Below are 26,200 nucleotides of genomic sequence, written 5' to 3'. Positions count from 1 at the left end.
ATCAAGGATATATATACTCGGACATCAGTCTCCTTACGGCAGGTGAAACAAAAGACTGGCCGATGTAATCGGAGTAGGCCATTCCTTCCTCCGTAAGAAGCAGAACCCGGTTTTTCTCTTCAATCCACCCCCGGTCTGTAAATTCCCGGAAGAGCGTTCTGTCCGGCTCCTTACCAAAACGTTGTTCATACTCCGCCGTGTCCAGCCCCCGATAATACATCAGGTTCTTTATAATAAACCTTATTTGTACCTCTTCCGCGGAAAGCAAATAACCATTGGTTACCGTCAAAAAATCAGCAGTCCGGATATAACGGTCTATCTCTCCGGCTATGGCTTCCTGCCGCACAGCGTATGGAGTGGCATAATGTAAATCTCCCAGATAGCTCCGTCCCCCGGAACCACAGGACAGCATGGTTTCATCGCCACAGGAGAACTCCAGTTCCACTGTTTTCCGTTTAACAAAGCGACGCATGGAAGTCTGCACAAATCCCTGCTCCACCAACAGTTCACGAGCTGACCTGTAAATAGCATAACACATGTCATCCGTTGAGCGTACATCGATACGTGTACCCGGCCGGACATAAAGAGGATAAATAAATAATTCGTCGGGGCGATAAGTAAGCGCAGTGGTAAGCGAGTGAATAAAGCTATCCACCGTCTGTCCCTCAATGCCATAAATCAGGTCGAGGTTCAACTGCGGGAAGTCCGCTTCCCGAATATTTTGAAGTGCATTGATCACGGTAGCAAGCACAGGCCTCCTTTTCAGTTTTTTCAACTCCGCATCATTGAAACTCTGTACACCCATGCTCAACCGTTCCACCCCCCTCGTCCGCAATTTCCGCAAAACTTTCTTGTCGGCATACTCCGGTGAAGTTTCGATGGAAGTGAATACCTCCGAAGGACGTACGCCGAACAGCTCGGCTATGCAAAACAGTTCATCCAACTGCTTTTCGTTCAGAATAAGCGGAGTACCTCCCCCAACTGCAAACGAAGTAAATTTCAGATCTTGTGCCGCCACGGACAACTGTTCTGCCTGACGGCGCATCGTACGGAGATATGCCGAGATACGCCCTCCATCACAGCTCTGCTGTGAAAACAGATTGCAATAACCGCACTTATGGGCACAGAAAGGGATATGAAAATATAGACTTGCCTGCCCCCCTGCCAACCGTTCAAAATAAGGGGCAAGAGAGACCGGAGGATTAAAAGTACGGTAAGCCGTCTTATGCGGATAACTGTACATATAGCTGATATATCGTGAAATCTGCTGCTGATCGTTCATTTTCTGAGAATAAAATGTTTATAAGGCACCGTATATACCTTCTCGTGGGAAATGCAGTGATACTCGTAACCGTCCTCACCATAACAGGTGCCATGATCGGACAAAGCAATGACCAATGTATCCGAACGTCTTCTGAAAGCCTCGAACAAGCGGGGCAACTGACTGTCAACGTATCGTAAAGCCGCAGCATGTGACTCTTTGTCGTCTTTCTTCTTACCCTCTACATAATGGCAGTTGGGATAATGGATGGCCGAGAAATTGATATACATGAATACTCTCCGGTCCGCCGGATACTTTTCCAGTTTACCGACAGCAAAGTCCACCTGATTGGCGGCACTGTTCTTATCCGTGCAGCCAAAAGCAGGCAGCCAGTAACTTTTATTGAAATAACCGGGAAATACCCTTCCGATGTCATTCCGTTTACTGAAAAAGCTGACTCCGCCGATACAGATGGTTTCATAACCGATATTGGACAGGCTCTGTACGAATGTAGCTTCTTTAAAAGCATAACTGCCCTCCGGAGGTATGCGCCCCGTGCCGGCCTGAAAAGGGAAAAAAAGCCACTTCCGGCTGCGCAACACATGGGGTTCGGCAGGTGAAGGCAAGAATCCGGCAAAAATGGCGAAATGCGAGGGATAGGTAAAATTGCCGGGAGCATGCCTCTTCTCCCAGCCACTGCCATAGCTATTCAGTACGGGAGTTCCCCCGGAAGCCTCTTCGGCCACACTGACGTCATAGCGCAAGGTGTCGAAACAGAGCATCAGTATGTCATGCGTGCCCACAATTCCATTCATATCTATATCCGGTTTCCGGTCTTGCTTACCGGATGGCAGTTCATCTATTTCCATTGAAAAGTGATTCTATCGTTCTTATCTGATTGGTGTATATCTTATTCTCCGTAAACATATCCTGATAGATATGATCTCCCTGTCCGTTCACCTCTATAATATAAGGTGTATCCGTGTTCCGTGCAATCAGCACATCTATGCCTGCATACCGCAGTCCCAGAGCCCGCGTGGCGGCAATGCTCCGGCAAAAAAGCTCCTCACGGACGGAAGGTGCAAGCGAAAGCTCTCCGAACAGCCTTGCTTTGTTGTTCAGATGAAGATTGGTTATGGCACCTTTGCTACAACGTACCACGACATAGTCGACTTCATCTTCCCTACAGACAACACGCAAGTCATAATTCTCCCCTTCCAGTTTTTCTTTTACCATCCACTCTTCAAGGACAGCTCCGCATCGCATGACTTCTTCTGCCAGCACAGCAATCTCTTTCCGGTTTGTCAACCGGCAGATACGTTTTTCATTACAAGCATGATCTCCCGCCCAACGCATGGTCGTATAAGCCACCCATTCGTCCCGGCGATGATTGTATCTGACAGCCATTACCCCTCCGGCTCCGGAGCCATAGCGAGGTTTAAGAAACCCTCCCCTCTTCTGTCGGTAAAGCAGTTCGGCCAGTTCATCAAAAGTGCGTAGTGCCGCCGAGAACAACGGGGTTGTTTTCAAGCCTGCCCCGGCCAGTTTCTGCTGAGTGCGGACCTTATCCAAAGCACAGAGAATTGCACTCGGCTCGTTCAGAAAATGCACGCCCTCCGGTCTATCCACAGCGGCTAAGCGCCTCAACATCTTCCTGTAATCCCGGCAAAGCGAATTGTATTTCCGGAAGTCCGTTTCCTGAAACACCGGAGGTTCCAGCTTCACAACCGTATCACGATACTCCGGAAGAGTAGCCATCAACTCATCGTATGTGACAAAGCAGGTATCCGCCCCGAGGCTTCTACCCGCTTTGATAAAGTAGTCCGTACGTTTTGAAGTCGAATTACTGACAACACATATCTTCATTCATTTACTCCGTAATCATTGGGAAACTGTAATCATCATCATACTCCTGTGAGTCGGAAACGTCGATCTTCACCGGCAGTGCCTTCTGCAACTCCTTTTTCATCTCGTCACTCAGGTAATTGTATTTCATATTGATAAACTTCAAGTGGCTGATCTTGTCCACATGATCCAGCAACAGTTGTGCTCCCTTGTCTGTCAATACTCCGGCAGAGATATCCATCGTCTCCAGTTGCGGAAGAATATCCGATTCGAGGAACATCTCCACAACAGCATCTTGTTCTTCCGCATCGACAATGCCCAGCCATTTCAGTTTAGGAAAACGGTCTTTGGAGAAGAGAGGCTTGAATACAGCCAGATCACCCTCAAATCCGTAGTCTTCCACTCCTACATAAAGGACCAGCTTTTCAAGGTTAAAGAGGTCGGACCCCAGAATGTCCTCCACCACCGAATCGGGCAGGCCACCACTGATAATCTCAAGTGACTTCAGGTTGGGACGAGGTTTCTTGCCAATGCTCAGATTATTGGTGCCTTTAATCTTGAGATTGTTCAGCAAGGGCATCACGTCCAACACCGGACCTAAATCCACCTGCTCAATCCAGGAGATCTCCTGTTCTTCAGAATCCATGTCTCCCCAGAACAGGCCCTCAAGATGGGCAAACTTTTCCTTATTCGCCACAATGCCGTCGGCAATAGCCGAGCAGTCCTCTCCGTCGTACCCCCAACAGCCGATCGTGATCTGCCTGAGCGACGGCAGCTTTTTATCCTTCAATATCCTATCCATCAAGTTCACGCCCTCTTCTGCCTCGTCATAGCTCAGCGCATACTTTTTAGCTTCCACCTTCATTTCCTTGGCAACCTCTTCCCGGGTTTCCACATATCCTTTCTTCGTCTTCTCCGCCACTAATTTGGCAGCGGCCTTTTCGGCCTCTTCGACCGACGAGAAATTCTTTACTTGTGTTTGTCCGTCTGTTCCCAACTTGCCATAGTTCACAACAACATCGGTTCCCCGAACATCGATGCTCCAGAACTTCTGAGACTTAAAGTCTTGAAATACAAATACTCGTTTCATAGTATGTCTGTTTAATTACTGATAAAAACAATGCTTATCCGCCTTCGTTTGTCAAGAGCAGATAAGCATCGCTACAAAAGTAATAAAATTCCGATATCCTGTACTTCTATCTGATAAAAATCTTAGTAGGCATGTCCGCCTTCGTCCATTTCCTTTGCATCGATCTTACGATTGTCGATGCTGCGCCAGGCGTAGAAGATGTAGGCGATGACAAACGGAACCAAGATAGAAACGTAAGCCATGGTTTTCAGCGTAAACTGGCTGGAACAACTGTTGGCAAGGGTGAGAGAGCTTTGTATATCCGTGTAAGACGGATAATAAGCTGTATTGTTATATCCGGCAGTAAGCAACAGTGCCAGGACGGTGAGTACCGTACCAATGCCGGCAAACCAGATCCCTTTATCGAATGTCTTCTTCAACATTGTTTTGCCAATGCCGAACAGCACCAGCACAACCCCTGCAAGGAATATAATCAGCACTACCGGCATTTCGATAAAGTTATTGAAATACTTATAAGGTTCCATATAGATCTCCTTTGTTTCCGGATTGACAGCATATCCGTCGGCCAACAAAGTGCGGATCACAAAAGTTAGGAAGAACACCAGAAACAGAGCTGTATTCGCAATCAACGAACGACGGCACTTGCCGACGAGTTCCTTATCGGCTATGTTATTGATGAAATAGAGAGCTCCCAGGATGCGTGCCAGAAAAAACACGGCCAGTCCCAGAATCACATTCCAGATATTGGTCAGCGCATCGAGCCCATGCCAGCCGTTGCCCCAATGGCTGATGACAGGCATAATCTCGTTCACCATATTGCCCTTATTGATATAAAAATCGGACCCTGTGAAGAAGGTAGCTACCGCACCTCCCAAGAGTAGAGGGCCGACCACACCGTTGATCACCAGAAAAGTACGGTAAGTCTTCTTCCCGAGCAGGTTGCCCGCTTTGCCCTGAAATTCGTAGCTGACAGCCTGCAATACGAAGCTGAAAAGAATGATCATCCAAAGCCAATAGGCGCCGCCGAAACTGGTACTGTAGAACAGAGGAAATGAAGCAAAAAACGCGCCACCGAAAGTGACCAGTGTGGTAAACGTAAATTCCCACTTACGTCCGGTGGAATTTACCATCATCTTGCGATGCTCCTCCGTTTTACCCAAACAAAACAGCAGAGAGTTGCCACCCTGCACAAACAGCAAGAATACGAGTATAGCCCCGAGCAGTGAGACTACCAGCCACCAATATTGTTGTAGAAAAATGTATGTACCCATAGTTTAAATGATTAATGGTTCGTGATTAATGATTAGCCGCCGGTCCCTTCTTGATCTCCCGGACCATGATGCCGATTTCCGCAATCAGCATTACCGTAAACAGAATAAGGAATATGAAGAATGTGGCCTGTACAGAGCCTACATCCAACTTTGAGATGGCTGCCGACGTGGGCAGCATGTCCCGTATCGCCCAAGGCTGGCGACCACATTCGGCCACTACCCATCCTGCCTGTCCGGCAATGTAAGCAAACGGAATGGTCCATAGTCCGATGTATTGCATCCATCGCATTTGCGACAGGTCTTTCTTATAGACAAAGAAGAGAATCGCAATGAAGAACAGGATAAAGTATCCACCCAAGATCACCATCACGCGGAAGGCATAAAAGTTGAGCGGCACATTGGGAACCAATTGGTTCACATCCTTAATATAACCATAACCAAAATAGGCAACATTCTCTTTCAGCGTGGCGGATGCCTGCTGCATAGCAGCCTCGTCACCGTCTTTTTTAGCCGCACGATAGGTGCCCAATGCAGTAATCGCTTTTTTACCCCGTTCTATTTTCTCGGCAGCCGAAAGCGCTTTCGTGCCGTCTTTCAGTTCGTATCCCCCCTCAATGATATTTTTGATGCCCGGCACAAAAGCATCTGCTTTACGCTCGGCCAGGAAGGAGAGCATCTTTGGAATCTCTATACGGAACAAAAACGGATTCTGACCGTCGTCATAAGTCTTCTTATCAGGATTCAGCACCCCGACAGCTACCAGCCCGGCTCCGTTCTGTCCTTCGTAATATCCTTCTACCGCTGCCAGTTTCATCGGCTGTGTTTGCGCAACGGCATAACCGGAACCGTCGCCGGTCCACACCGTCAGCACCGAAGCTACCAACCCGAAGATGGCACCAATCTTAATGCTGGCTATGGCAAACTCCTTGTCTCTCTTCTTCAGCAAGAACCAGCAACTGATGCCTATCACGAAAACAGCTCCCAGCACCCAACTCGAGAGCACCGTGTGGCAAAATTTATTAACGGCGACAGGCGAAAAGGCAACTGCCATGAAATCGACCATCTCGTTGCGCACTGTATCGGGATTGAACTCCATACCTACCGGATGCTGCATCCAGGCATTGGCTACCAGAATCCACCAGGCGGAGATCGTAGCTCCCAGTCCTGTGAGCCAGGTAGAAGTCAGGTGGAAACCTTTGCTGACCTTATCCCACCCGAAAAACATGACGGCAATAAACGTGGCCTCCATAAAGAAAGCCAAAATGCCCTCGATGGCAAGCGGCGCGCCAAAAATATCACCTACAAACCAGGAATAGTTACTCCAGTTGGTTCCGAACTCAAACTCAAGGATCAGTCCCGTGGCTACACCTACGGCAAAGTTGATACCGAAAATCTTCATCCAAAACTTGGCTGTCCGTTTCCAGAACTCATTGCCTGTTTTATAATAAAGGGTTTCCATGATACCCATAACGACTGCCAAGCCGAGAGTGAGCGGCACAAAAATCCAATGGTACATGGCTGTCAGAGCAAATTGGGCTCTCGACCAGTCAATAAGTGAAGTGTCAATACTTTCAATCATATCATTAGTAGTTAGAGTTAAACTTCAGCCGTTTATTGCCCGCGTTGTATCAGTTCGCCTGCAACGTATTCTTCCTTGTCCTTGTCGGTAGGCTGGCTGCTCAGAAAGTTAGGAAAGAAAAAGAGGCGGAGAATGAAGAACATGATGAAGAGTTTCACCAGTATAATCAGCCACAGGGTGCGGCCCAGAGTCATGCTTCGAAAACCTTCGACATAGAAGTTCCAGATATGGAGCAGTGTATTCTTCATAATACAGGGTAATTTTATAACATATCAAAATTAGTGTCTATACAAATAATAACAAAGATAATCTTAAAAATGTTGATGAAACAAGCAAAATAAACGGTTCTTACTCACCGCAGAGGACACAGAACGACACAGAATCGAATCTAAGTTTCTGATTATTACAAAGATAGTCAGGCAGCCACTCTGATAAATCATAGGAATGGGATTGCCCACATTGGCACGGTCATCGTTCAGCGAAGTGGAGGGCACTTCGATTCCTTCCATCTCCCGTAAACCGAAATTGGTCTTCTGCAGCATTTCCACCAGGAAAGCAGGGGTTCCGCCGGTGAACCAATAGTCGCCAAACGAGTTTATCGTACTCGTCGATAAGCAGTTTTTCGAAACTTTGTATCCCTATCGGGAGTTTCCGCAACGGAATGGTTACGGGTGTATTCATGACTCTATTGTGTTTTTAGATACGTGCAAAGATAACATTTTACGACGGATACCCATCCGGGCACCCCCTCACCGACAGCCGGGCTACATCCCACCGACAGCCGGGCTACACCCCACCGACAGCCGGGCTACCCCCCACCGACAGCCGGGCTACACCCCACCGACAGCCGGGCTACACCTCACCGACAGTCAGGGACCAGATCTCTGACAGCCGGAGGCCCTTATTTTCCGATCGCCACTTCTTCCGGACACTCCAAGCAAGTGAGGTAGACAAGAGATAGATCTGCAATCCTCCCGCCAATGCCTCGTACCGATAGGGATATGCCCGATACAGCATTGCCTGTCGATCCGCGTTTCGTCCATCCTTATCCGCCGGTCTGTCCGGAAGCCAAACAAAGATTGTATGTTCTCCCCAACAACGGCAGTGGTGGCAGCAATGGCGGCGGCAACAGGAACAAGCACGGAGGTTTCGCTTTTACTCTTTTCTGTTGTTTCTGTTGTTGTATTGTATTGTTCTGTATTGTTCTGTATTGTATTGTAGGTTTTTCTGGGTTTTTCTTCCTCAGCCACAGCAAGTTGCAAAGGTTCTTCCGCAACAGGTTCCGTAACCTCTTCCATCACTTCCGGAATCACATTATGCACAGTACGAGCCACCTTTGGCGGACGTCCTCCTTTCGCTCCATTACGACGGCTGTTTGCACATCTCCGGTCCATAGGTTCCATCACTCGGTCCAGATAAAAAGAATGAAACTCCGGCTCCTCTCCTTCACCAAAATCAAAAAGCCCGAAGTTGAGCAGCACATCTCTGAACAACTCAACAGTACCGTTATTGCAACGCGCCAACTGGCTCAATAAGGAAGGTCTGTAACACGTCGTATAGGCAGGCTGATGACGCAAGTAGATCAGAATTGCCATATAGGCTCCCACTCCTCCCGGTCCGAGAGCTTCTATCAAGTCTCCCACTTCCCGTGTGTTCAGGAAATCTTTCTCAAGAATAAAAAATTGTTTTCTTTCCATTTGTTTTTGAGTTTAATTCACCACGGAGGACACAGAGAACACAGAGAGTATCTTTCTCTTAAACATCTTAATAAACAAGAGATTAAAACTCTGTGTCCTCCGTGTACTCTGTGGTGAATCGTATTCATTTCTATACAGTTCATCGTTCTAAACGTTCCGGCTTACAAAAGTAAATATTTACCTTTTAAGAAGTGTGACCTGACAGGTCACACTTCTATCAAAGTTCCTGAAACACACCTCCTTTTTACCTGTGAGGGCAGTTACCGGTCACCGGGACATTTCCCACTCAGGAAATCTTAAAAAAGATTCTCTGTGGAACTCTGTGTCACTCCGTGGTAAACTTCATTCATCGATTATAGTTCATCTTTTATCGTTAAAACCTCCGCTCCCGTCTATCGCTTTTGCGCCTCTTTCTTATACGCTGTACCTTTGTTTCAGTAAAATCAAAGAACCAAGCGTATGACAAACGTAAAAAGAATCACCCTGATAGCCCTCTGCCTGGCAGCCACCCTGCCCGAAGGCGGATTGTGGGCGCAACAAACCGGAACCTCCGGGCAAATGCAGGCCAGCGACTCGGTGGCAATACCTGCCCGGTGGGACCTGCAAAGCTGCATCGATTATGCTTTGCAGCAAAACATCAGCATCCGTCGCAACAGAATCAACGCACAAAGCACACAGGTGGACGTGAAGACAGCCAAAGCGGCCCTCTTCCCCAGCCTTTCATTCTCCAGCAGCCAGAATCTGGTGAACCGCCCCTATCAAGAGTCGAGCAGCATCATCAGCGGATCGGAAGTGCTGAAGAGCAGCAACAAGACAACCTACAACGGAAACTACGGGCTGAATGCACAATGGACCGTATACAACGGCAGCAAACGCCTGAAGACCATCGAGCAGGAAAAACTCAACAACCGGGTGGCGGACCTCGACGTGGCTACTTCGGAGAATGACATCCGGCAGTCCATCGCCCAGACCTACATACAAATACTGTATGCGGCCGAGTCGGTGAAGGTGAACGAAAACACCCTGCAAGTATCCGAAGCCCAGCGGGACCGCGGCAAGCAACTGCTGAATGCGGGAAGCATCGCCCGGAGCGACTATGCCCAACTGGAAGCACAAGTCAGCACCGACCGCTATCAACTGGTCACGGCACAGGCCACGCTTCAGGATTATAAACTGCAACTGAAACAACTGCTCGAACTGGACGGCGAACAGGAGATGCAGATATATCTGCCTGTGCTGGGTGACGAAAATGTACTGTCGCCCCTGCCCACCAAAGCAGACGTGTTTCAGGCTGCCGTGGCCCTACGGCCGGAGATCGAGGCAAGCAAACTCAGTGTGGAGGCTTCGGAACTGGGCATCGGAATAGCCCGGTCGGGATATCTGCCCAGCGTCAGCCTGACAGCCGGAATAGGGACAAACCATACGAGCGGAAGCGACTTCACCTTCGGGGAACAGGTGAAAAACGGATGGAATAACTCCATCGGACTCAGCATCAGCGTACCTATCTTCAACAACCGGCAGACGAAAAGCGCCGTAGAAAAGGCCAAACTTCAGTATCAGACCAGCCAACTGACGCTGCTCGATGAACAGAAAACGCTGTATAAGACCATCGAAGGGTTGTGGCTCGATGCCAACAGCGCACAACAACGCTATGCGGCAGCTGTAGAAAAGTTGCGCAGCACGCAGACCAGCTATGAACTGATCAGCGAACAGTTTAATGCCGGCATGAAGAATACGATAGAACTGCTTACGGAGAAGAACAATCTGCTGCAAGCACAGCAGGAGTTGCTACAGTCCAAATATATGGCCATTCTAAACACTCAACTGCTGAAGTTCTATCAGGGAGACGAGTTGACAGGACTCACCGCAGAGAACAAAAACATTTAATACGTATAAACGATATGAATAAGAAAAAGATCATCCTTATCGCCGCAGGCATCGTCGTACTGGCAGGCGGAGGGCTTTGGCTCTTCGGAAGCCCGACGGCCAAGCACAAAGTGACCTATACCACGGCGACCGTGAGCAAAGGCGAGATATCCGAATCGGTGACCGCCACAGGAACCATCGAACCGGTAACGGAAGTGGAAGTCGGTACACAGGTATCCGGAATCATCGACAAAATCTATGTGGACTATAATGCGGCAGTGACCAAAGGACAGTTGATTGCCGAGATGGACCGCGTGACGTTGCAGAGTGAACTTGCTTCACAACGCGCCACTTACAATGGAGCGAAAGCGGAATACGAATATCAGAAGAAGAACTATGAACGCAGCCGGGGACTGCACGAAAAGGCGCTGATCAGCGATACCGACTACGAGCAGTCGCTCTACAACTATGAAAAGGCAAAAAGCTCGTTCGAGAGCAGCCAGGCTTCGTTGGCCAAAGCGGAACGCAACCTGTCGTATGCCACCATCACTTCACCGATCGACGGCGTGGTCATCAGCCGCGATGTGGAAGAAGGACAGACCGTAGCTTCGGGATTTGAAACACCGACCCTATTCACCATTGCCGCCGACCTGACTCAGATGCAGGTTGTGGCCGATGTGGATGAAGCCGACATAGGCGGTGTGGAAGAAGGACAACGGGCTACATTCACCGTAGATGCCTACCCGAACGACGTATTCGAAGGAACGGTCACGCAAATCCGACTGGGAGACGCAAGCAGCACCAGCACGAGCAGTACGTCGACCACTGTAGTCACTTACGAAGTAGTGATCTCCGCCCACAATCCGGACTTGAAGTTGAAACCCCGCCTGACAGCCAATGTCACCATTTATACCCTGGACCGCAAAGACGTGCTCTCCGTGCCCGCACGCGCACTGCGCTTCACCCCGGAAAAGCCGCTGATAAGCGACAAGGATGTGGTAAAAGACTGTGAGGGCGAACATAAACTGTGGACACGTGAAGGAAATACATTCACGGCACATCCCGTACAGACAGGTATCACCAACGGTATCAATACCGAAATCACCGGAGGAGCCTCCGAAGGAATGGTAGTAGTAACCGAAGCAACCATCGGAAGCATGCCCGGTGGAAACGTAGCACCCGAAGCCGGACCGGACGGTGGCGGAGAGCAAAGCCCGTTCATGCCAAGCCACCCGGGCAGTAAGAAGAAAGGAAAATAAGTATGAGCAAAACAGTCATCGAACTTCAGAACATCAAACGCAACTTCCGGGTGGGAGACGAAACGGTACATGCGCTGCGCGGAGTTTCGTTCACCATCACCGAAGGGGAGTTTGTCACCATCATGGGTACTTCCGGTTCGGGAAAGTCGACGTTGCTAAACACGTTGGGTTGCCTCGACACACCCACCAGTGGAGAATATCTGCTGGACGGTATCTCGGTGCGTACCATGAGCAAGCCGCAACGCGCCGTATTGCGCAACCGCAAGATAGGCTTTGTCTTTCAGAGCTACAACCTGCTGCCGAAGACGACCGCCGTGGAGAATGTGGAGCTCCCGCTGATGTACAACTCGGGAGTCAGCGCCTCCGAACGGCGCCGGCGGGCCATCGAAGCCCTCCGCGCGGTAGGGTTGGGCGACCGGTTGGAACATAAATCCAACCAAATGTCCGGCGGACAAATGCAGCGTGTAGCCATCGCCCGCGCGTTGGTCAACAATCCGGCAGTCATCCTCGCGGATGAAGCGACGGGTAACCTCGATACACGCACCTCTTTCGAGATTCTGGTGCTGTTTCAGAAACTGCATGCCGAGGGGCGTACCATCATCTTTGTGACGCACAACCCGGAAATAGCCCAATACAGCAGCCGCAACATTGTGCTGCGCGATGGGCAGGTCAAGGATGATAGTGTCAACCCGGACATTCTTTCGGCAGCCGAGGCACTGGCCGCACTGCCTGTGCAGGAAGAATAATACAGTTTAGAAATGAATACGATTCACCACAGAGGACACAGAGAATATATTTCTCTTAAACATCCTGATAAACAAAATATTAAAACTCTGTGTCCTCTGTGGTGAATAATACTCAAAAACCTTACCATTATGAATGGAACCAATTTATTTAAAATAGCCCTGCGTGCCCTGAACAACAACAAGCTGCGCGCATTCCTTACGATGCTTGGAATCATTATCGGTGTGGCATCTGTCATCACCATGCTCGCCATCGGACAGGGATCAAAGAAAAGCATTCAGGCACAAATCTCCGAAATGGGCTCCAATATGATCATGATCCATCCGGGAGCAGATATGCGCGGAGGAGTCCGTCAGGACCCCAGTGCCATGCAGACACTGAAACTGACCGACTACGAATCATTGCGGGACGAAACCAGTTTTTTAGCTGCCGTCAGCCCGAATGTTTCCAGCTCCGGGCAACTGATAGCCGGTAACAATAACTATCCGTCATCCGTCAGTGGCGTGGGTACGGACTATCTGGAGATACGCCAGCTCTCGGTCGACAACGGCGAGATGTTCAGCGAAGCCGATATCCAGTCCAGCGCCAAGGTGTGCGTGATAGGAAAAACCATTGTAGACAATCTTTTCCCCGGTGGAGAAGACCCCGTGGGACGCATTGTCCGGTTCAATAAAATCCCGTTCCGCGTAGTGGGCGTACTGAAGTCCAAAGGCTACAACTCCATGGGTATGGACCAGGATGACATCGTACTGGCCCCCTACACCACCGTGATGAAGCGCCTGCTGGCACAGACCTATCTACAAGGCATTTACGCCTCTGCCCTCACCGAGGATATGACGGACAATGCTACGGAAGAAATCACAGAACTCCTCCGCCGCAATCATAAACTCAAGGAAGGGGACGATGATGACTTCACCATCCGCAGCCAGCAGGAACTGAGCAGCATGCTCAACTCCACCACCGACCTGATGACCACCCTGCTTGCCTGCATCGCCGGCATCTCGCTTGTGGTAGGCGGAATCGGAATCATGAACATCATGTACGTCAGCGTCACCGAACGTACCCGGGAAATCGGCCTGCGCATGTCAGTCGGTGCACGGGGAATCGACATCCTGAGCCAATTCCTGATAGAAGCCATCCTGATCAGTATCACCGGCGGCCTTATCGGAGTAATCATCGGGTGTGGTGCCAGCTGGCTCGTGAAAAGCGTTGCCCATTGGCCCATCTTCATCCAGCCCTGGAGTGTATTCCTGTCGTTTGCTGTGTGCACCGTCACCGGGGTCTTCTTCGGATGGTATCCGGCCAAGAAAGCAGCCGACCTCGACCCGATCGAGGCAATCCGATACGAGTAATCTATCACAGAGGACACTGAGAACGTAAAGTAAAAAAAAGTATAAAGAACGACGAAAGCCCGATATTCTATCAGTAAAGCCTATGATGCTGATTGCTTTCATTGCCTATTATATATTCTTTATACATTATATATAGTAAACTCTGTGTCCTCTGTGGTGATCCTCCTTTATCGTTCATCGTTCAAAACGTCCCAAACGTAAACTAAAATTAGTATCTTTGTCCCCATGAAACAGTCTCTGACATCAGCCCGCCGCCCTCTGGAAATACTGATACATATTATCAGCTGGGGGATCGTGTTCGGTTTCCCTTTCTTCTTTATCGATCGTGCGGGAAACAGCATCAATTGGAGTGCCTATCTGCGCCACTCTGTCGTACCCATCTCCTTTGTCACCGTATTCTATCTGAACTACTTCCTGCTGGTCCCCTCCCTCTTGTTCCGGGAACAGAAGAACAAGTACATCATCTATAACATCCTGCTGGTCTGCATAATCGGCCTCCTGCTGCACATCTGGCAAAGCCTGAATGCCCCGATCCCCCCCATAAAAAAACCTCACATGCCTCCCGGATGGATCTTCTTTGTACGGGACATCCTGAGCCTTATCTTCACCATCGGCCTGAGTGCCGCCATCCGCATGAGCGCCCGCTGGGGAGAAGCCGAAGCCGCCCGCCGCGAAGCGGAAAAAAGCCGCACCGAAGCCGAACTGAAAAACTTGCGCAATCAGCTCAACCCGCACTTCCTGCTCAATACGCTGAACAACATCTACGCACTGATTGCCTTCGACAGCGACAAAGCGCAGCAGGCTGTACAGGAGCTCAGCAAGCTGCTCCGCTATGTGCTTTATGACAACCAGCAGAACTACGTCCCCCTCTGCAAAGAGGTCGACTTTATCCGCAACTACATCGAACTAATGCGTATCCGCCTCTCCGGAAACGTAGAGGTCATTACGCAACTCGACATACAACCGGACAGCCAGACGAAGATCGCCCCGCTGATCTTCATCTCCCTTATTGAGAACGCCTTTAAACACGGCATCTCCCCTACCGAACCGAGCTTCATCCACATCCTTATCTCTGAGAATAAAGAAGAGATCCGGTGTGAAATACGCAACAGCTGCCATCCCAAAACCAATATGGATAAAAGCGGATCGGGCATCGGCCTCGAACAGGTGAGCAAGCGCCTCGAACTGTCTTACCCCGGACGCTACCGATGGGACAAAGCCATCTCTGAAGATGGCAAAGAATATATATCGAAATTATTAATATTTAATCATCCACAGCCGTGAAACTACATTGCGCCATAGTAGACGACGAGCCTCTGGCACTCAGCCTGCTGGAGAGTTACGTCAACAAAACCCCTATCCTTGAACTGGCAGGAAAGTATTCCAGCGCCGTACAAGCCATGAAAGAACTTCCGGGACATCAGATTGACCTGCTGTTTTTGGATATCCAGATGCCGGAGCTTAACGGCCTGGAATTCTCTAAAATGGTAGATGCCCGTACCCGTATTGTCTTTACCACCGCCTTCGGTCAATACGCCATCGACGGATACCGGGTCAACGCACTGGACTACCTGCTCAAGCCCATCTCGTATGTCGACTTCCTGCAGGCGGCCAACAAGGCATTGCAGTGGTTCGAACTCGTTCAGAAACCCGAGGAAATAGACAGTATTTTCGTGAAGAGCGACTACAAACTGGTACAGGTAGAGCTCAAAAAGATATTGTACATAGAAGGCCTGAAGGACTATATCAAAATCTATACCGAAGATGCTCCCAAGCCCATCCTATCACTTATGAGTATGAAGTCCATGGAAGAGCTGCTTCCCCCCACCCGCTTTATGCGTGTACACCGCTCTTTCATTGTCCAGAAGGACAAAATACGCATCATCGACCGCGGCCGCATCGTATTCGATAAGACCTACATCCCCGTCAGCGATAGCTACAAACAAGCTTTCCAAGCTTTCCTTGACGAACGAAGTTGAAAGGATTTGCAGCTGATTTATCGGTAAAATGTGAGCATTTGTCGATTATTATTTATATATAAACAAAAAAATCTCTATCTTTGTAACAAACAGAACGGAAGTTGTGAAACTTCCAAGAATAGAATAGTTTAGTTAAGTCTAGTTTAGTTTTTGTGTTGAGTCGGAAGCCTGCAAGCGAGCATGAGCTTCCGGCTTTCTTTTTGCTGTAATTCAGAAAGTTATATTCACAATCGAACTTATTTTATATGATTACATCATTCACCATCCCGGAGGAAGCCAAACCTATCATCAAAAAATACATGAGTAAGAATACCGGTCGAATAGTGTTCGGAAAGTACAAAACCTATGTATCATGCTATAATACACTTACACGGAAACTGGATACGCTAAAAAAGATTGCCGATATCAAACATGACTTCACATTATATTCAGCACGAAAAAGTTTCGTCCAGCATGGATTTGATCTTGGTATCCCACTCAGTACTTTAGAGTACTGCATCGGACAATCAATGAAAGAAGACAGACCGATCTTCAATTACGTTACAATCATGAAAAAACACGCAGACAAAGCTATTAGGGAAATATTAGATAATCTAAAATAATACTGTATATTTACAGAATCAAGATAATACGGACATAATTCGGATTATTTTGGTTTGACTTTAGTGAGGGGGTGGTTCCCCTCACTTTTTTTATGCCGGTACCGAACTTATTTCTAATTTAGTCAGTAATGCATTATATACAGCCTCTACAGTGTAGTTGAGTGTGTGTTGTTGAGCGTGGAGAGTTGTATAAGGCATCGCTTAAAAACGATGCCTTTATTTTTCTCCCGTCATCGCTCTAATCTAATACAACTGATTAATCGCCGGGTTATAAAACGAAATCACACAGCGAACTCAACATGAAGTGAGAGCCATTCAGTTTCCTATTCTATATTCTCTATCATACCATTCCCCAAGTATAGGAGCCAAGGTATAGAATTATCTTCCCAAATATAAACTTGAGCTACAAAACCCTCCTCGAAAGACTCTATAGATTCATCTTGAGGAAATTCAACAATATAATAAACCTGACCATTCTTAGTACCATAAAAAGGACTAGCTTTAGGTTCTTCTAATTCATCTTTCTTCGACTTAAAATGAATCACCTTTTTCGTAATAACAGGTTTCCCATATTCTAATAAATATTCAGGAGCTTTTTTCTCCAATACCTTTTTAGAAATGCTAATTAATACACTGTCTCTTTTTGGCAAGGACAAAGACCTCAGAAACTGAGCACTTGCACCATTTGCAAACAAGAAGAATAAAACAAATATCGTTGACTTCAAAAAGATGACTTTTATATTCATTCCTTAATCTTTTGTGTTATATGAATTCTATTAAAGCAATTACCATCTTGAAGCCATACAGTAAATTTCCTCTCTGCGTCTGTTAGATTAGGTTCAATCCTGATAAATACTGATTTGCGACCAGTTTTCTCAACAGAAAGCCCACCTGCGGTTATTACCTTATCGTCAGCAGAAAAGCTGTTATATACACTGTCACGAATAGTAATGCCAGATAACCACCAGTCATCACCTTTCTTGGTACGTAATTCTATAGAATCTTTACCAGCATTAAACACAACCTCTTTACGTTCTACTCCTATCGAATCTTTGCAGTCACCGACAATATCATTGCGACATGAAAAGAATACAGATAAAAGAAACATGAAGGACAGAAGTAAATAAGATTTTTTCATAATTTTATTGTATTATATTAATATATGGGATTATTTCAACATTATATGGGAAGTTACCTTTACCAGCCGCTCTAGTAGAAGGAAAAGACGGCCCATCTCCTCCATTAAAAACTCCTGCTAAATAATATCCATTGGAATGCCCTCTCCACCCCCAGTTTAGATGCAGATAATCTTCTTTTTCTGTATACGAATGATGGACTTTATCACTTCCTTTTCTATGGACATCAACCTTTCTTTCTCTATGAAAATAGCCATCAGAAACCCATGCATGCCCACGCTGATAATACTTAATACCCAGTATATTGCCCCTTACAGAGTTACCACATATTATAACCGGACATTTAGCTTTGATAGATGTTATAACGTCCCATTGGCTATAACTCTGAGGGGCACGAGGTTTCCTATATCCCATTTTCTCAAAGCACCGTGGAATATTATTCCTGTTAGCCCCGCTAGCGTCTACCCCCCAGTCCATTTTAACCAGATTACCGATAGAGCGAAGTAAGTGAGCAACCGCAGGGGTATAAGGATCTTTTTTCATCTCAGACCAGTTATAGGATACGCCATTATATTCTGAGGGCTTTTCATGGTACACCATTACTTGGGCTGTTGCGGTAGCTACGCAGCCGGTAAGCGCTCTTTGTCCTTTTATAAAAGGTGCCGCATTGTTATAGGGACTCCTCTGTCCCCATTTAACAGAAATCAATGGTTTTATCCTCTCCGTTTCCTGCCACTCTCCAGGTTTCGTTTCATAAAGAGGACGTCTTCTGGCCCTTGTTTGAGGCATATCCAAAGAGTTATCAACATCTTCTTCGAACTCTGTCTTATACTTTTCAGTATTAGAGATGTAGTTTTGAACCAGATCAAAAAAGAAAGAAAACTCCGGATGTTGAAGTGTATCACTCAAAGAAAGATTACCGGACTCGGAATAAGCGATAATAGGAGTTGTATATGGATTGGCCGATACAATGGCATAGCCGTTACCCCCATCCGCATTGGCAATATAAAATGATGGATAGTCCTGATTAGTAATTGTATCCCTATAGAAATAGATTTCATTGCCTATTGAATAATTTAAAGGAGAACCCGTTCGTGTGGCACCTTTATCCTTTTGAATAAAACGCTCCACCTCAATAATAGCATTCTCTTTAGTACGATAAGTCGATGTTTCTTGCGTCAAAAACACTGACGAAAATTCTTGTTTGGCTACCTCTATATCATCAGAGCAACCGGAGCAAAATAAAAGAGAGAGAAACGAAAAAAAGGAATAGATTAGTTTCATAAATAAGAGTTGTTTAAATTATATATTTTGCAAAGAAAAGTAAAGGATAGGAAATTGCCAATACCTACTCTTAGGTATTTATATTAAAAACGAATGTCTAAAACTTAATACTATAAAGCAAAAAGCAGAAAGATATAAAAAGACACCCTCAATAAAGCCCCCCCGCCTCTTATCACTAAGAAGCGGGGACGAAATCAACAGATACAATTAAACCTTATATCTGGGGAGAACGAACAAAATAATACATAAAAAACAGCATGCATATTAGCCTTTCCTAAAGAGGCCTGTGACAACCTCTTTCCATATTTAAGATTAAAAAGAGAAAAAGCCTGGCGTTTCACAACGCATAAACTTGTCATAAAACTATTGATTCGTGCAAATACATAGATAGCCCTAAATTTTAGATAAAAACACTTCATTAAAATAACTCAACTCTATTGATATAAATCTTGCTCTTAGAACAAGCTGAGAAAGTCAATAAAAGGATAGATAACTACATAGCAAGTCCAGTAGTATATATCCTATTATCACACAAAGAACAATCTTTTAAACTTAAAAACAGATGAATAAAGTTCTGATTATAATTGCGAGAAGAATTAGCCCTGACCCTTAAAAATCAGGGCTACAGAAAGTAGAGTATAGATGAAAGCCCCTAATTTAATCGCCTTATTTACTCTTTCACTATCTCACCTTTCTCGTTCATAAAAACCGTAACATCTTTTGTAGATTGGTCCTCATTGGTTACAGTCACAATCACTTTATAGACCTTACCAGTTTCTCTTTCTGAAACGTAAGCCTCTTTTATCAAAGCGCCTTCATATTTACCCAATGCATTGACAACCAAGTTAGGAAGTTCCTTTACGGCAATCTTTACAAATTCGTCTTGGGAAGTTTGCAAGGAGTTTTCTACAGCCAAGGTGTCATTCGATACACTTGCAAATGCTACAGAAGTTCCCAATCCCATAATCATCGCTAACGCTACTAATACCTTTTTCATAATCCAAATCTTTTAGTATGAATAATTAAAACTAACTCTTATACTAAATAAAAGGCAAAGGATATGCCAGAACACCAAAAGATCACAAAACATCTATAAAACAACAAGTTACATCCAAAACCATTAAAAAAGTTTGGGGAATAAATGGGGAATAGACACACACTTTGGGGAATAAATACACAAAAAGCTCCGAGCCTTTCGACCCGGAGCCTTACACATTCTGTTAAATAACAATGTTAGCTTCTACGTGACAAAGATAGTACTTCTTTCCAATATACCTCGAATCAGAAAGGCGGGGTATATAAAAAATTACCAGCTCAAAAGAGTCAGAGCAATTGATCTAAAATAATCCTATGTTAGTCTTAAAGCACTTTAGTGCACTAACCCAAACCTAACCTTCAAAAGAACGCTTTTACATCCCTCCTGCGTAAGAAAGGTTTGGGTTGTCTCAAAACAGATAACTTGTTTATCCGTATTAACTATCATTTTTTCTGGATATTCAAATGTATACACGCTGGCGTCATTAGCTATTTTTTGCCCTCTATTTAATACATACCCGTTTGGAGTATCTGATTTAATATCCACATAATACTGAATTGATACATTAACATAGTCGATTTTCATCCCTTCACTATAATGACAAGGTAACTCTTGAAGCAATTTTTGCTGATTGATTAAAGGCTCCGGCCATAAAAGATCAACAGAAGGATATTTATTGCCATAGAGGAATAAAGCACATGTGTTTAATGTACCGATCTCTTTTTTTAGATCAGTATGTTTAACCCCATCGAAATTAATATCGACAGGTTCGTTAGCTTCTATCTCCATCAATGTGTACTTACCCCAAGTAATAGACCCATCTTCAATCTCCTTTTTGTTGCAAGAAAAGAAAGCAAACACAGAAAACAGTAGCAGTACTTTTAATATATTTATCATAATCAATAGATTTTCTTAGGAATTAATAAATTAGTTTTCATAATTAATGTCATTTAATGGTTATTATATAAAAGAAAACAGGGTTAAATAAATTAATGTTTTTCACATTACAATACATTAACAAATTGCAAATACAAAGACCATAAAATCAAATTTTAAGCATACTCCCCTCACTTATATTAAAGTCTATAAATATAAAAGAATCAGGAGCGATCATAAATTTGCGAGATAACGGAATCGACCTTTCACGGATACAAGAAGACTTCTCTTAAAATCGAGTAGGAGGAAAACGAAGTAGTTTTCTTCCTACTTTCGTTTTCCGACCTCTCACACCACCACGCATGCCGTTCGGCACGTGGCGGTTCTCACTTCCCACTATCAGGGTGTGTAAGGGACTTGCACCCATTAGAATATACACATGCTGGGCGAACTGAAAAAGCCCCGACTCCTAAGAATCGAGGCCAGCAACTTAATGATAAGATGCTTCTACAGTTCGAAAATTAGTATTTTTATGCGAAGCAACAACCATTATTAGAAATTATAGTATATTAAGCCCACAGTACGTGTAAGACTATATCATTGAAGACTAATTATTTAATTGGAAACAGACCTTTAATTGTTATTCATGGTTATTACTTATTTAGTTAATGGATTAGCTAAAAAATACTTTGTAACTTTGCTTTTATTATAAAACTGCAAAATTTTATTATCATTTAGTTTATCAGGGTCTATTCCACCATCACGATATTTCGCATTTTCAGGTTTATGAAAGCCTAATAGATCTCGATCTGTATATGGCAGCAAATTATTACCTCTCAAATAGGTATGTAGTTGCCACATAAACTCAGTCCATCCTACTCCCCCTGAAGAATAAGTCATATTACTAGAATGCCCATATCCCATACAGTGCATGAATTCATGTGTAATTGACTCCCAGCCGCTAAAAGAGGCATAATGACCATAATAATTCCAGTGACTTACCCCCCATACACTTCCTCCGCCTAAACCTCCAACAGACGGTTTAGATCGTCCACAAACAAAGTTATGTGACTGTTTAAAACGTTTTTCTTCTGACAAATACTTTTCCGGTGTGAATTTAACACGATTATTATCATAAAGTTCACCCCCAAATACTTTACTAAAATTTCTCATTATAAAAGAATACTCGGGTGTAGTCATCATATAGGCATAGTTGGTGATGATAACAACCCACTCACGGGCATAGATGGCCCTTAACTCGCGCCACGAACCGTTTTCATAACCTGGCTTCCAATCATAATTTGAAAAGGAAACACCCCACTGTGCATCTATTTTAGAAAGCATTTTAAAATGCTTGTCATCACTAAGTAAACGGAATTTCATTTGTTTCTCGTTCAGGCTTGAAAGAGATAATGTATCTATACCGTCTCCATTTTTATATATGAAATTCCCATTTATTAACGAAGGCTTAAATTCAAACTGTGAAAATCCCGGTATAGAGTCTAAATAGGCAATAGGAATATACTGGGAGCCACCTTCCACATAGGCCTCAAGTGTGAGATTATAGACCGTCTTAGCGGAGTAACTAGTAATTGAAAGCAATTGATCGCTTGCTTTTCTAATTTGGAATAATTCATTAACTCTAAAAGAACGTTTACTCTTATCAGTTACAACTGAAGTAGACTCGTCAAGAGACAGTATTCTTCGAGCGTGTTCGGCCGGAATTTGACCATACGTAATTGTATCGATTTTGAAACTAATCATCAAATTACGGGTAGAAGAGATTGGAGGCCCTTGGTCAATGTCCATTTCATCACAAGAAAGAACAGTACATGTCAGACTAAGCAATGAAAGGATCATAATACACTTAGAGAAATTTAAAATAATTTTCATACTCAATTGTTTTTTAAATAAATAATTAAAGATCTGTTTCCGGGATCCGAATATTCTAAAAAATTCACGTCCTTTATACCATAAAAACATTTGAAATGAAGATCATACTAAACCAAAAGACGTTAAATAAAAAAGATAAAAAATAAATAATTTTATCCACAACCTTAAATAAGATATAATGAAACAATATAGTAGCGAGGTCAGATATACGTAAAGAAGCTATTTCCAAAGCATCAGGACATGAAATAGGCTCTTCTGTAACATCTATCATACTGATTTCAATAGACAGAAGGGTTCTTCTTCAAATTAGGTGGTAAGTTTTCTTTTACTCATGGAATCTAATTCAGTTTTCGGAAGTGTAAGCCCTCGTTTATAGTTGACAAAAAAGCAAGTATCCCGGCTTTCCCCCGAAGAGTCCATCCGCGAGGTGAAAAAGCGAATTTTAGGATAAACCATCTGAAAATGAATATCTTTAAAAAGTATGATTTCTATCTTCAAAAGCTTTGTTTTAACACAGAGTTAAAGCTTGTTCTTTGGATGTGAATAACAAGTTCTTTAAATGCAAAAGACTCGTTATTTGCGCACAAGAATCTGACAACCTGCAAAAGGCGTTAACAATGTTAATTGAAGAAAGGTATAAGGATGAAGATACCGGTTCAGACGGCGCAAATTCACTTCCGAAACTTGCGTTATCTTATTCAGCCGGTGTCTATTTTTTCTTATTAAAGCAAGCAAAAAGGACAATTATCAACTTGAAAATAAAGAAATAAAGAATTTACCACCAAATTTGAAGAAGAACCGACAGAAGGTTGATATTTCTTCTGCCATTGCCATAATCCGATGGAAGTGGTTAATCGTCAGGGTATAGAACGGGCTGTCGGGAACTTAAATAGATACGATCATTAACAAAGTTGTCTATCAGACCTTAAGAATAGAACTCTTTGAAGAGTCCATCCGAAAAGAGAAAAATCAAGCATTTTTCTTATCCTCGTATATAAACATTACATATTCTTATTGACTAATAAAAACGAATCAAAGACTATTTTTATCTAAGAAAGATATATGAGAAGGAAACCGGGAACAATTATAAATCTTAAATAAGCAGATTAACCTTCTGGAAACGGGGAGATTTCTCTTAAATGAGAAAGCCCCGATTCCTAAGAACCAGGGCCATAAAAGTAGAAATTAAGTTGAAAAGCTCACTATTCCTTCACAATCTCACCTTTTTCATTCAAAAGAACAGTTACATCTTCTGTAGATTGATCTTCCTTGGTTACAGTCACAATCACTTTATATACCTTACCATCTTCTCTTTCCGAAACAAAAGCCTCCTTTATAGAAGCACCTTCATAATCTTTGGCCAATGCATTGATGACAGGAGTAGGAAGTTCCTTTGCGGCAACTTTTGTAAATTCGTCCTGAGGAGTCTGCAGAGTTTGTTCTACTGCTAAAGTGTCACCCGATACGCCGGCAAATGCTACTGAAGTGCCTAATCCCATAATCATTGCTAATGCTACTAATACCTTTTTCATAATCGTAATTTTTTAGTGTGAATAATTAAAACTAACTCTTATGCTAAATAAAAGACAAAGGACATGCCAGAATACTAACAGGCCACAAAGCAACTATAAAACAGCAAGTTACATTCAATATAATAAAAAAAAGATTGGGAAATAAATGGGGAATAGACACACACTTTGGGGAATAAATACACAATAAGCTCCGAATCTTTCGATCCGGAGCCTTACACGATTATAAGAGAAACAACGAGAAGAATCGCGTAGTTTTCCGTTTACACAATATTTGGAGATAGCCACTTTGGGTGCCAGAGGTACCGATTTACTATTCAAGTAACATATTTCCATACTACCTCGGATATTTCTTCCTGCCCTATCATCGCTTTTCAGAACCCGCCCATAACATTTAAAGCACATCAACTAAAGTACCGGACAAATAAAGAACTCCTTGGTTTTGCTGCTTTGTGCAAGTATATAACATGCTTGATTCTCTTTGAACGAAGTAACCGTATCATAAAACGAATCGAGATTTCCATTATTTAAATCTTTGTCTGTTCTTCTATCTGTAGAAAGTTCCCACATAAACCAACGTCTATCTTTCTCGCTGTGGAAATATGCAATAGGTTTGCCCAAATGCACAAATGCAGTCACACTTGGGTAATAGCGTGCCCAATTGCCACATCTCAATTCTGATTGACCGTTCCATTTTGTAGATAGCTCAGAAACAAACCATCGATTGTCTTGTGCACTATGCGCAAACAAATAACTACGTCCATTTTCGACAAAAGGTATCAAGACCTTGTAAAAACGTGCCCAACGCCCTTCTTTAATCCTGTTCTTTCCATCCCAATTAGTGGACAACTCAGTCATAAACCAACTCTTATCCGAACTGCTATGAGCAAAAATATAATTTTTACCGTTTTCATTAAAGGGGATCATAACATCATAGTCTTTGCCGAATCCCTGGCCATTTTTTATTTCTTTCTGTCCATCCCATTTAGTAGATAACTCAGAAATAAACCACCGATTTCCTCTGTTACTATAACAGAATATGTAATTTTTTCCATTCTCAACAAACGGAACCTGAGAATTATAATACCAATGCCATTTATCATCGATAAAAACCTGACCTTCTCCCTCTGACGTCAGAGATGACAACTTAATCTTATTTCCATCAGCACTATGAGAAAAAAGAAAATTCTGACCATTCTCCTCAAATCTCACCATTGGTGAAAAGAAATAACTCCAATTTCCTCTCTTCATACCTTTCACATTAAGCAGGTTGCCCGCTTTTCCGTTACCCGCAATATTTCCTATGTTGAAACCTGCTGTATCTATCTTTTCATTCATAACCCTAAAAATATTATTCTACTCTATCAAAGGCTTTTCGAAACCCGCCTATACGTTTTAACTATTTCTGCAAGCTTACGATACAAAAATATGGGATAAAAAGAGCGGGAACAATTATGAATTTCTGATGAGCATATTGGCCTTCCGAAAACCGGGAGATTTCTTTTAAATCGAAGAGAAAAAAACAAAATAGCATCAGTCAGATGGATACCGGAAAGGTAATATTACCAATATCATCTAACATATTTGTGGTATTTTTCATATAAATTTAAAAAAAAAGCAATGAAATGTGTTTGTTTTCCGGCATAGAATAATAGTTTTGTAAAATATAGAAGTACCTATTTTAATCAAAACCTGAATATATATGAAGAAATTTAAAGTTTATAGAGATAATCAGATGTAGGCGAATTCTTTCCACAAGAAGAATTCGCCAAGTGATATTTCAATCATAAGATACCTGAATATGATTGAGCATGCTATGGATCTGAGTAGCATAAAATCCCATTGATGATACAGTTCCGTTGCACGTTTCTCGTGACAGCATTAATACACAGTCGATACCT

23 protein-coding genes and 2 pseudogenes are annotated in these 26,200 nt (G+C 44.1%); 8 read left to right on the top strand and 17 right to left on the bottom strand.

Annotated features, from left to right (window positions below; genetic code table 11):
* Nucleotide 1 precedes the first annotated feature (1 nt).
* The 9 genes and pseudogenes from G7Y45_RS11605 to G7Y45_RS11565 form a co-directional block, all read right to left on the bottom strand.
* Entirely contained in the window at nucleotides 2-1,282 is a 1,281-nt protein-coding gene (locus G7Y45_RS11605) for an STM4012 family radical SAM protein (RefSeq protein ID WP_165014492.1), read from the bottom strand.
* Nucleotides 1,279-2,130 carry an STM4013/SEN3800 family hydrolase gene (locus G7Y45_RS11600; RefSeq protein WP_044299678.1) on the bottom strand — a complete coding sequence of 284 codons (852 nt, stop codon included), beginning with the start codon at nucleotides 2,128-2,130 and terminating at the stop codon, nucleotides 1,279-1,281. The genes G7Y45_RS11605 and G7Y45_RS11600 overlap by 4 nt, the downstream gene beginning before the upstream one ends.
* On the bottom strand, nucleotides 2,117-3,127 hold the full coding sequence (locus tag G7Y45_RS11595) for an STM4014 family protein (RefSeq protein ID WP_005819752.1): 1,011 nt from the start codon (nucleotides 3,125-3,127) through the stop codon (nucleotides 2,117-2,119). The genes G7Y45_RS11600 and G7Y45_RS11595 overlap by 14 nt, the downstream gene beginning before the upstream one ends.
* Before the next feature lie 4 nt (nucleotides 3,128-3,131).
* Nucleotides 3,132-4,196, bottom strand: coding sequence for an STM4015 family protein (locus G7Y45_RS11590; RefSeq protein ID WP_005819750.1), 1,065 nt, complete (start codon nucleotides 4,194-4,196; stop codon nucleotides 3,132-3,134).
* Between the two features lie 122 nt (nucleotides 4,197-4,318).
* A complete protein-coding gene (gene cydB / locus G7Y45_RS11585; RefSeq protein ID WP_032536418.1) occupies nucleotides 4,319-5,467 on the bottom strand; it encodes a cytochrome d ubiquinol oxidase subunit II in 1,149 nt (382 codons plus the stop codon).
* A 25-nt stretch (nucleotides 5,468-5,492) separates the two neighbouring features.
* Nucleotides 5,493-7,046, bottom strand: coding sequence for a cytochrome ubiquinol oxidase subunit I (locus G7Y45_RS11580; RefSeq protein ID WP_005776681.1), 1,554 nt, complete (start codon nucleotides 7,044-7,046; stop codon nucleotides 5,493-5,495).
* A 32-nt stretch (nucleotides 7,047-7,078) separates the two neighbouring features.
* A complete protein-coding gene (locus G7Y45_RS11575; protein ID WP_005776680.1) occupies nucleotides 7,079-7,294 on the bottom strand; it encodes a DUF4492 domain-containing protein in 216 nt (71 codons plus the stop codon).
* Nucleotides 7,295-7,456: 162 nt separating this feature from the next.
* A pseudogene (locus tag G7Y45_RS19955) lies at nucleotides 7,457-7,636 on the bottom strand (AAA family ATPase); the annotation flags it as partial.
* Between the two features lie 279 nt (nucleotides 7,637-7,915).
* Nucleotides 7,916-8,743 carry a DUF4373 domain-containing protein gene (locus G7Y45_RS11565; RefSeq protein WP_005776678.1) on the bottom strand — a complete coding sequence of 276 codons (828 nt, stop codon included), beginning with the start codon at nucleotides 8,741-8,743 and terminating at the stop codon, nucleotides 7,916-7,918.
* Nucleotides 8,744-9,202: 459 nt separating this feature from the next.
* On the opposite strand from G7Y45_RS11565, the gene G7Y45_RS11560 reads away from it, so the two are divergent.
* From G7Y45_RS11560 to G7Y45_RS11530, 7 genes and pseudogenes are all read left to right on the top strand, one after another.
* Nucleotides 9,203-10,630 (top strand): TolC family protein, encoded by a 1,428-nt coding sequence (locus G7Y45_RS11560; protein WP_165014490.1) that lies wholly within the window; start codon nucleotides 9,203-9,205, stop codon nucleotides 10,628-10,630.
* 14 nt (nucleotides 10,631-10,644) lie between these two features.
* Entirely contained in the window at nucleotides 10,645-11,868 is a 1,224-nt protein-coding gene (locus G7Y45_RS11555; protein ID WP_005808799.1) for an efflux RND transporter periplasmic adaptor subunit, read from the top strand.
* A 2-nt stretch (nucleotides 11,869-11,870) separates the two neighbouring features.
* On the top strand, nucleotides 11,871-12,614 hold the full coding sequence (locus tag G7Y45_RS11550; RefSeq protein ID WP_005808801.1) for an ABC transporter ATP-binding protein: 744 nt from the start codon (nucleotides 11,871-11,873) through the stop codon (nucleotides 12,612-12,614).
* 129 nt (nucleotides 12,615-12,743) lie between these two features.
* Entirely contained in the window at nucleotides 12,744-13,964 is a 1,221-nt protein-coding gene (locus G7Y45_RS11545) for an ABC transporter permease (RefSeq protein WP_005776673.1), read from the top strand.
* A gap of 225 nt (nucleotides 13,965-14,189) precedes the next feature.
* Complete coding sequence (locus G7Y45_RS11540) at nucleotides 14,190-15,248, top strand: sensor histidine kinase (RefSeq protein WP_122296380.1); 1,059 nt, start codon at nucleotides 14,190-14,192, stop codon at nucleotides 15,246-15,248.
* Nucleotides 15,245-15,943 carry a LytTR family DNA-binding domain-containing protein gene (locus G7Y45_RS11535; protein WP_165014488.1) on the top strand — a complete coding sequence of 233 codons (699 nt, stop codon included), beginning with the start codon at nucleotides 15,245-15,247 and terminating at the stop codon, nucleotides 15,941-15,943. Before G7Y45_RS11540 ends, G7Y45_RS11535 begins: the two co-directional genes overlap by 4 nt.
* Before the next feature lie 248 nt (nucleotides 15,944-16,191).
* Nucleotides 16,192-16,545, top strand: a pseudogene (locus G7Y45_RS11530) (recombinase); the annotation flags it as partial.
* A 323-nt stretch (nucleotides 16,546-16,868) separates the two neighbouring features.
* Here the strand turns inward: G7Y45_RS11530 and G7Y45_RS11525 are convergent.
* The 6 genes from G7Y45_RS11525 to G7Y45_RS11500 all read right to left on the bottom strand — a co-directional run bounded on the left by G7Y45_RS11525 (nucleotide 16,869) and on the right by G7Y45_RS11500 (nucleotide 22,770).
* Nucleotides 16,869-17,291 (bottom strand): hypothetical protein, encoded by a 423-nt coding sequence (locus G7Y45_RS11525; protein WP_165014486.1) that lies wholly within the window; start codon nucleotides 17,289-17,291, stop codon nucleotides 16,869-16,871.
* Entirely contained in the window at nucleotides 17,288-17,683 is a 396-nt protein-coding gene (locus G7Y45_RS11520) for a hypothetical protein (protein WP_165014483.1), read from the bottom strand. The genes G7Y45_RS11525 and G7Y45_RS11520 overlap by 4 nt, the downstream gene beginning before the upstream one ends.
* 4 nt (nucleotides 17,684-17,687) lie before the next feature.
* Nucleotides 17,688-18,965: a C10 family peptidase gene (locus G7Y45_RS11515; protein ID WP_165014480.1), complete on the bottom strand. Its 1,278-nt coding sequence runs from the start codon at nucleotides 18,963-18,965 to the stop codon at nucleotides 17,688-17,690.
* Nucleotides 18,966-19,635: 670 nt separating this feature from the next.
* Nucleotides 19,636-19,962, bottom strand: a complete 327-nt coding sequence (locus G7Y45_RS11510) for a hypothetical protein (RefSeq protein WP_165014478.1) — start codon at nucleotides 19,960-19,962, stop codon at nucleotides 19,636-19,638.
* A 372-nt stretch (nucleotides 19,963-20,334) separates the two neighbouring features.
* Nucleotides 20,335-20,898 carry a hypothetical protein gene (locus tag G7Y45_RS11505; protein ID WP_165014476.1) on the bottom strand — a complete coding sequence of 188 codons (564 nt, stop codon included), beginning with the start codon at nucleotides 20,896-20,898 and terminating at the stop codon, nucleotides 20,335-20,337.
* A gap of 636 nt (nucleotides 20,899-21,534) precedes the next feature.
* Nucleotides 21,535-22,770 (bottom strand): hypothetical protein, encoded by a 1,236-nt coding sequence (locus G7Y45_RS11500; RefSeq protein WP_005808809.1) that lies wholly within the window; start codon nucleotides 22,768-22,770, stop codon nucleotides 21,535-21,537.
* Nucleotides 22,771-23,309: 539 nt separating this feature from the next.
* Between G7Y45_RS11500 and G7Y45_RS11495 the strand changes: the two genes are divergently transcribed.
* Nucleotides 23,310-23,540, top strand: a complete 231-nt coding sequence (locus tag G7Y45_RS11495) for a hypothetical protein (protein WP_165014779.1) — start codon at nucleotides 23,310-23,312, stop codon at nucleotides 23,538-23,540.
* 432 nt (nucleotides 23,541-23,972) lie between these two features.
* On the opposite strand, the gene G7Y45_RS11490 is transcribed toward G7Y45_RS11495, so the two are convergent.
* Both G7Y45_RS11490 and G7Y45_RS11485 read right to left on the bottom strand, forming a co-directional pair.
* Nucleotides 23,973-24,302, bottom strand: coding sequence for a hypothetical protein (locus G7Y45_RS11490; RefSeq protein ID WP_165014474.1), 330 nt, complete (start codon nucleotides 24,300-24,302; stop codon nucleotides 23,973-23,975).
* Between the two features lie 405 nt (nucleotides 24,303-24,707).
* Nucleotides 24,708-25,637, bottom strand: a complete 930-nt coding sequence (locus G7Y45_RS11485; protein WP_165014472.1) for a hypothetical protein — start codon at nucleotides 25,635-25,637, stop codon at nucleotides 24,708-24,710.
* Nucleotides 25,638-26,200: the final 563 nt, after the last annotated feature.

Origin of the sequence: Bacteroides sp. ZJ-18, assembly GCF_011038705.2 — a bacterium.
Classification (GTDB): domain Bacteria; phylum Bacteroidota; class Bacteroidia; order Bacteroidales; family Bacteroidaceae; genus Bacteroides; species Bacteroides hominis.
This window is presented reverse-complemented; position numbering and strand designations above follow the sequence as displayed.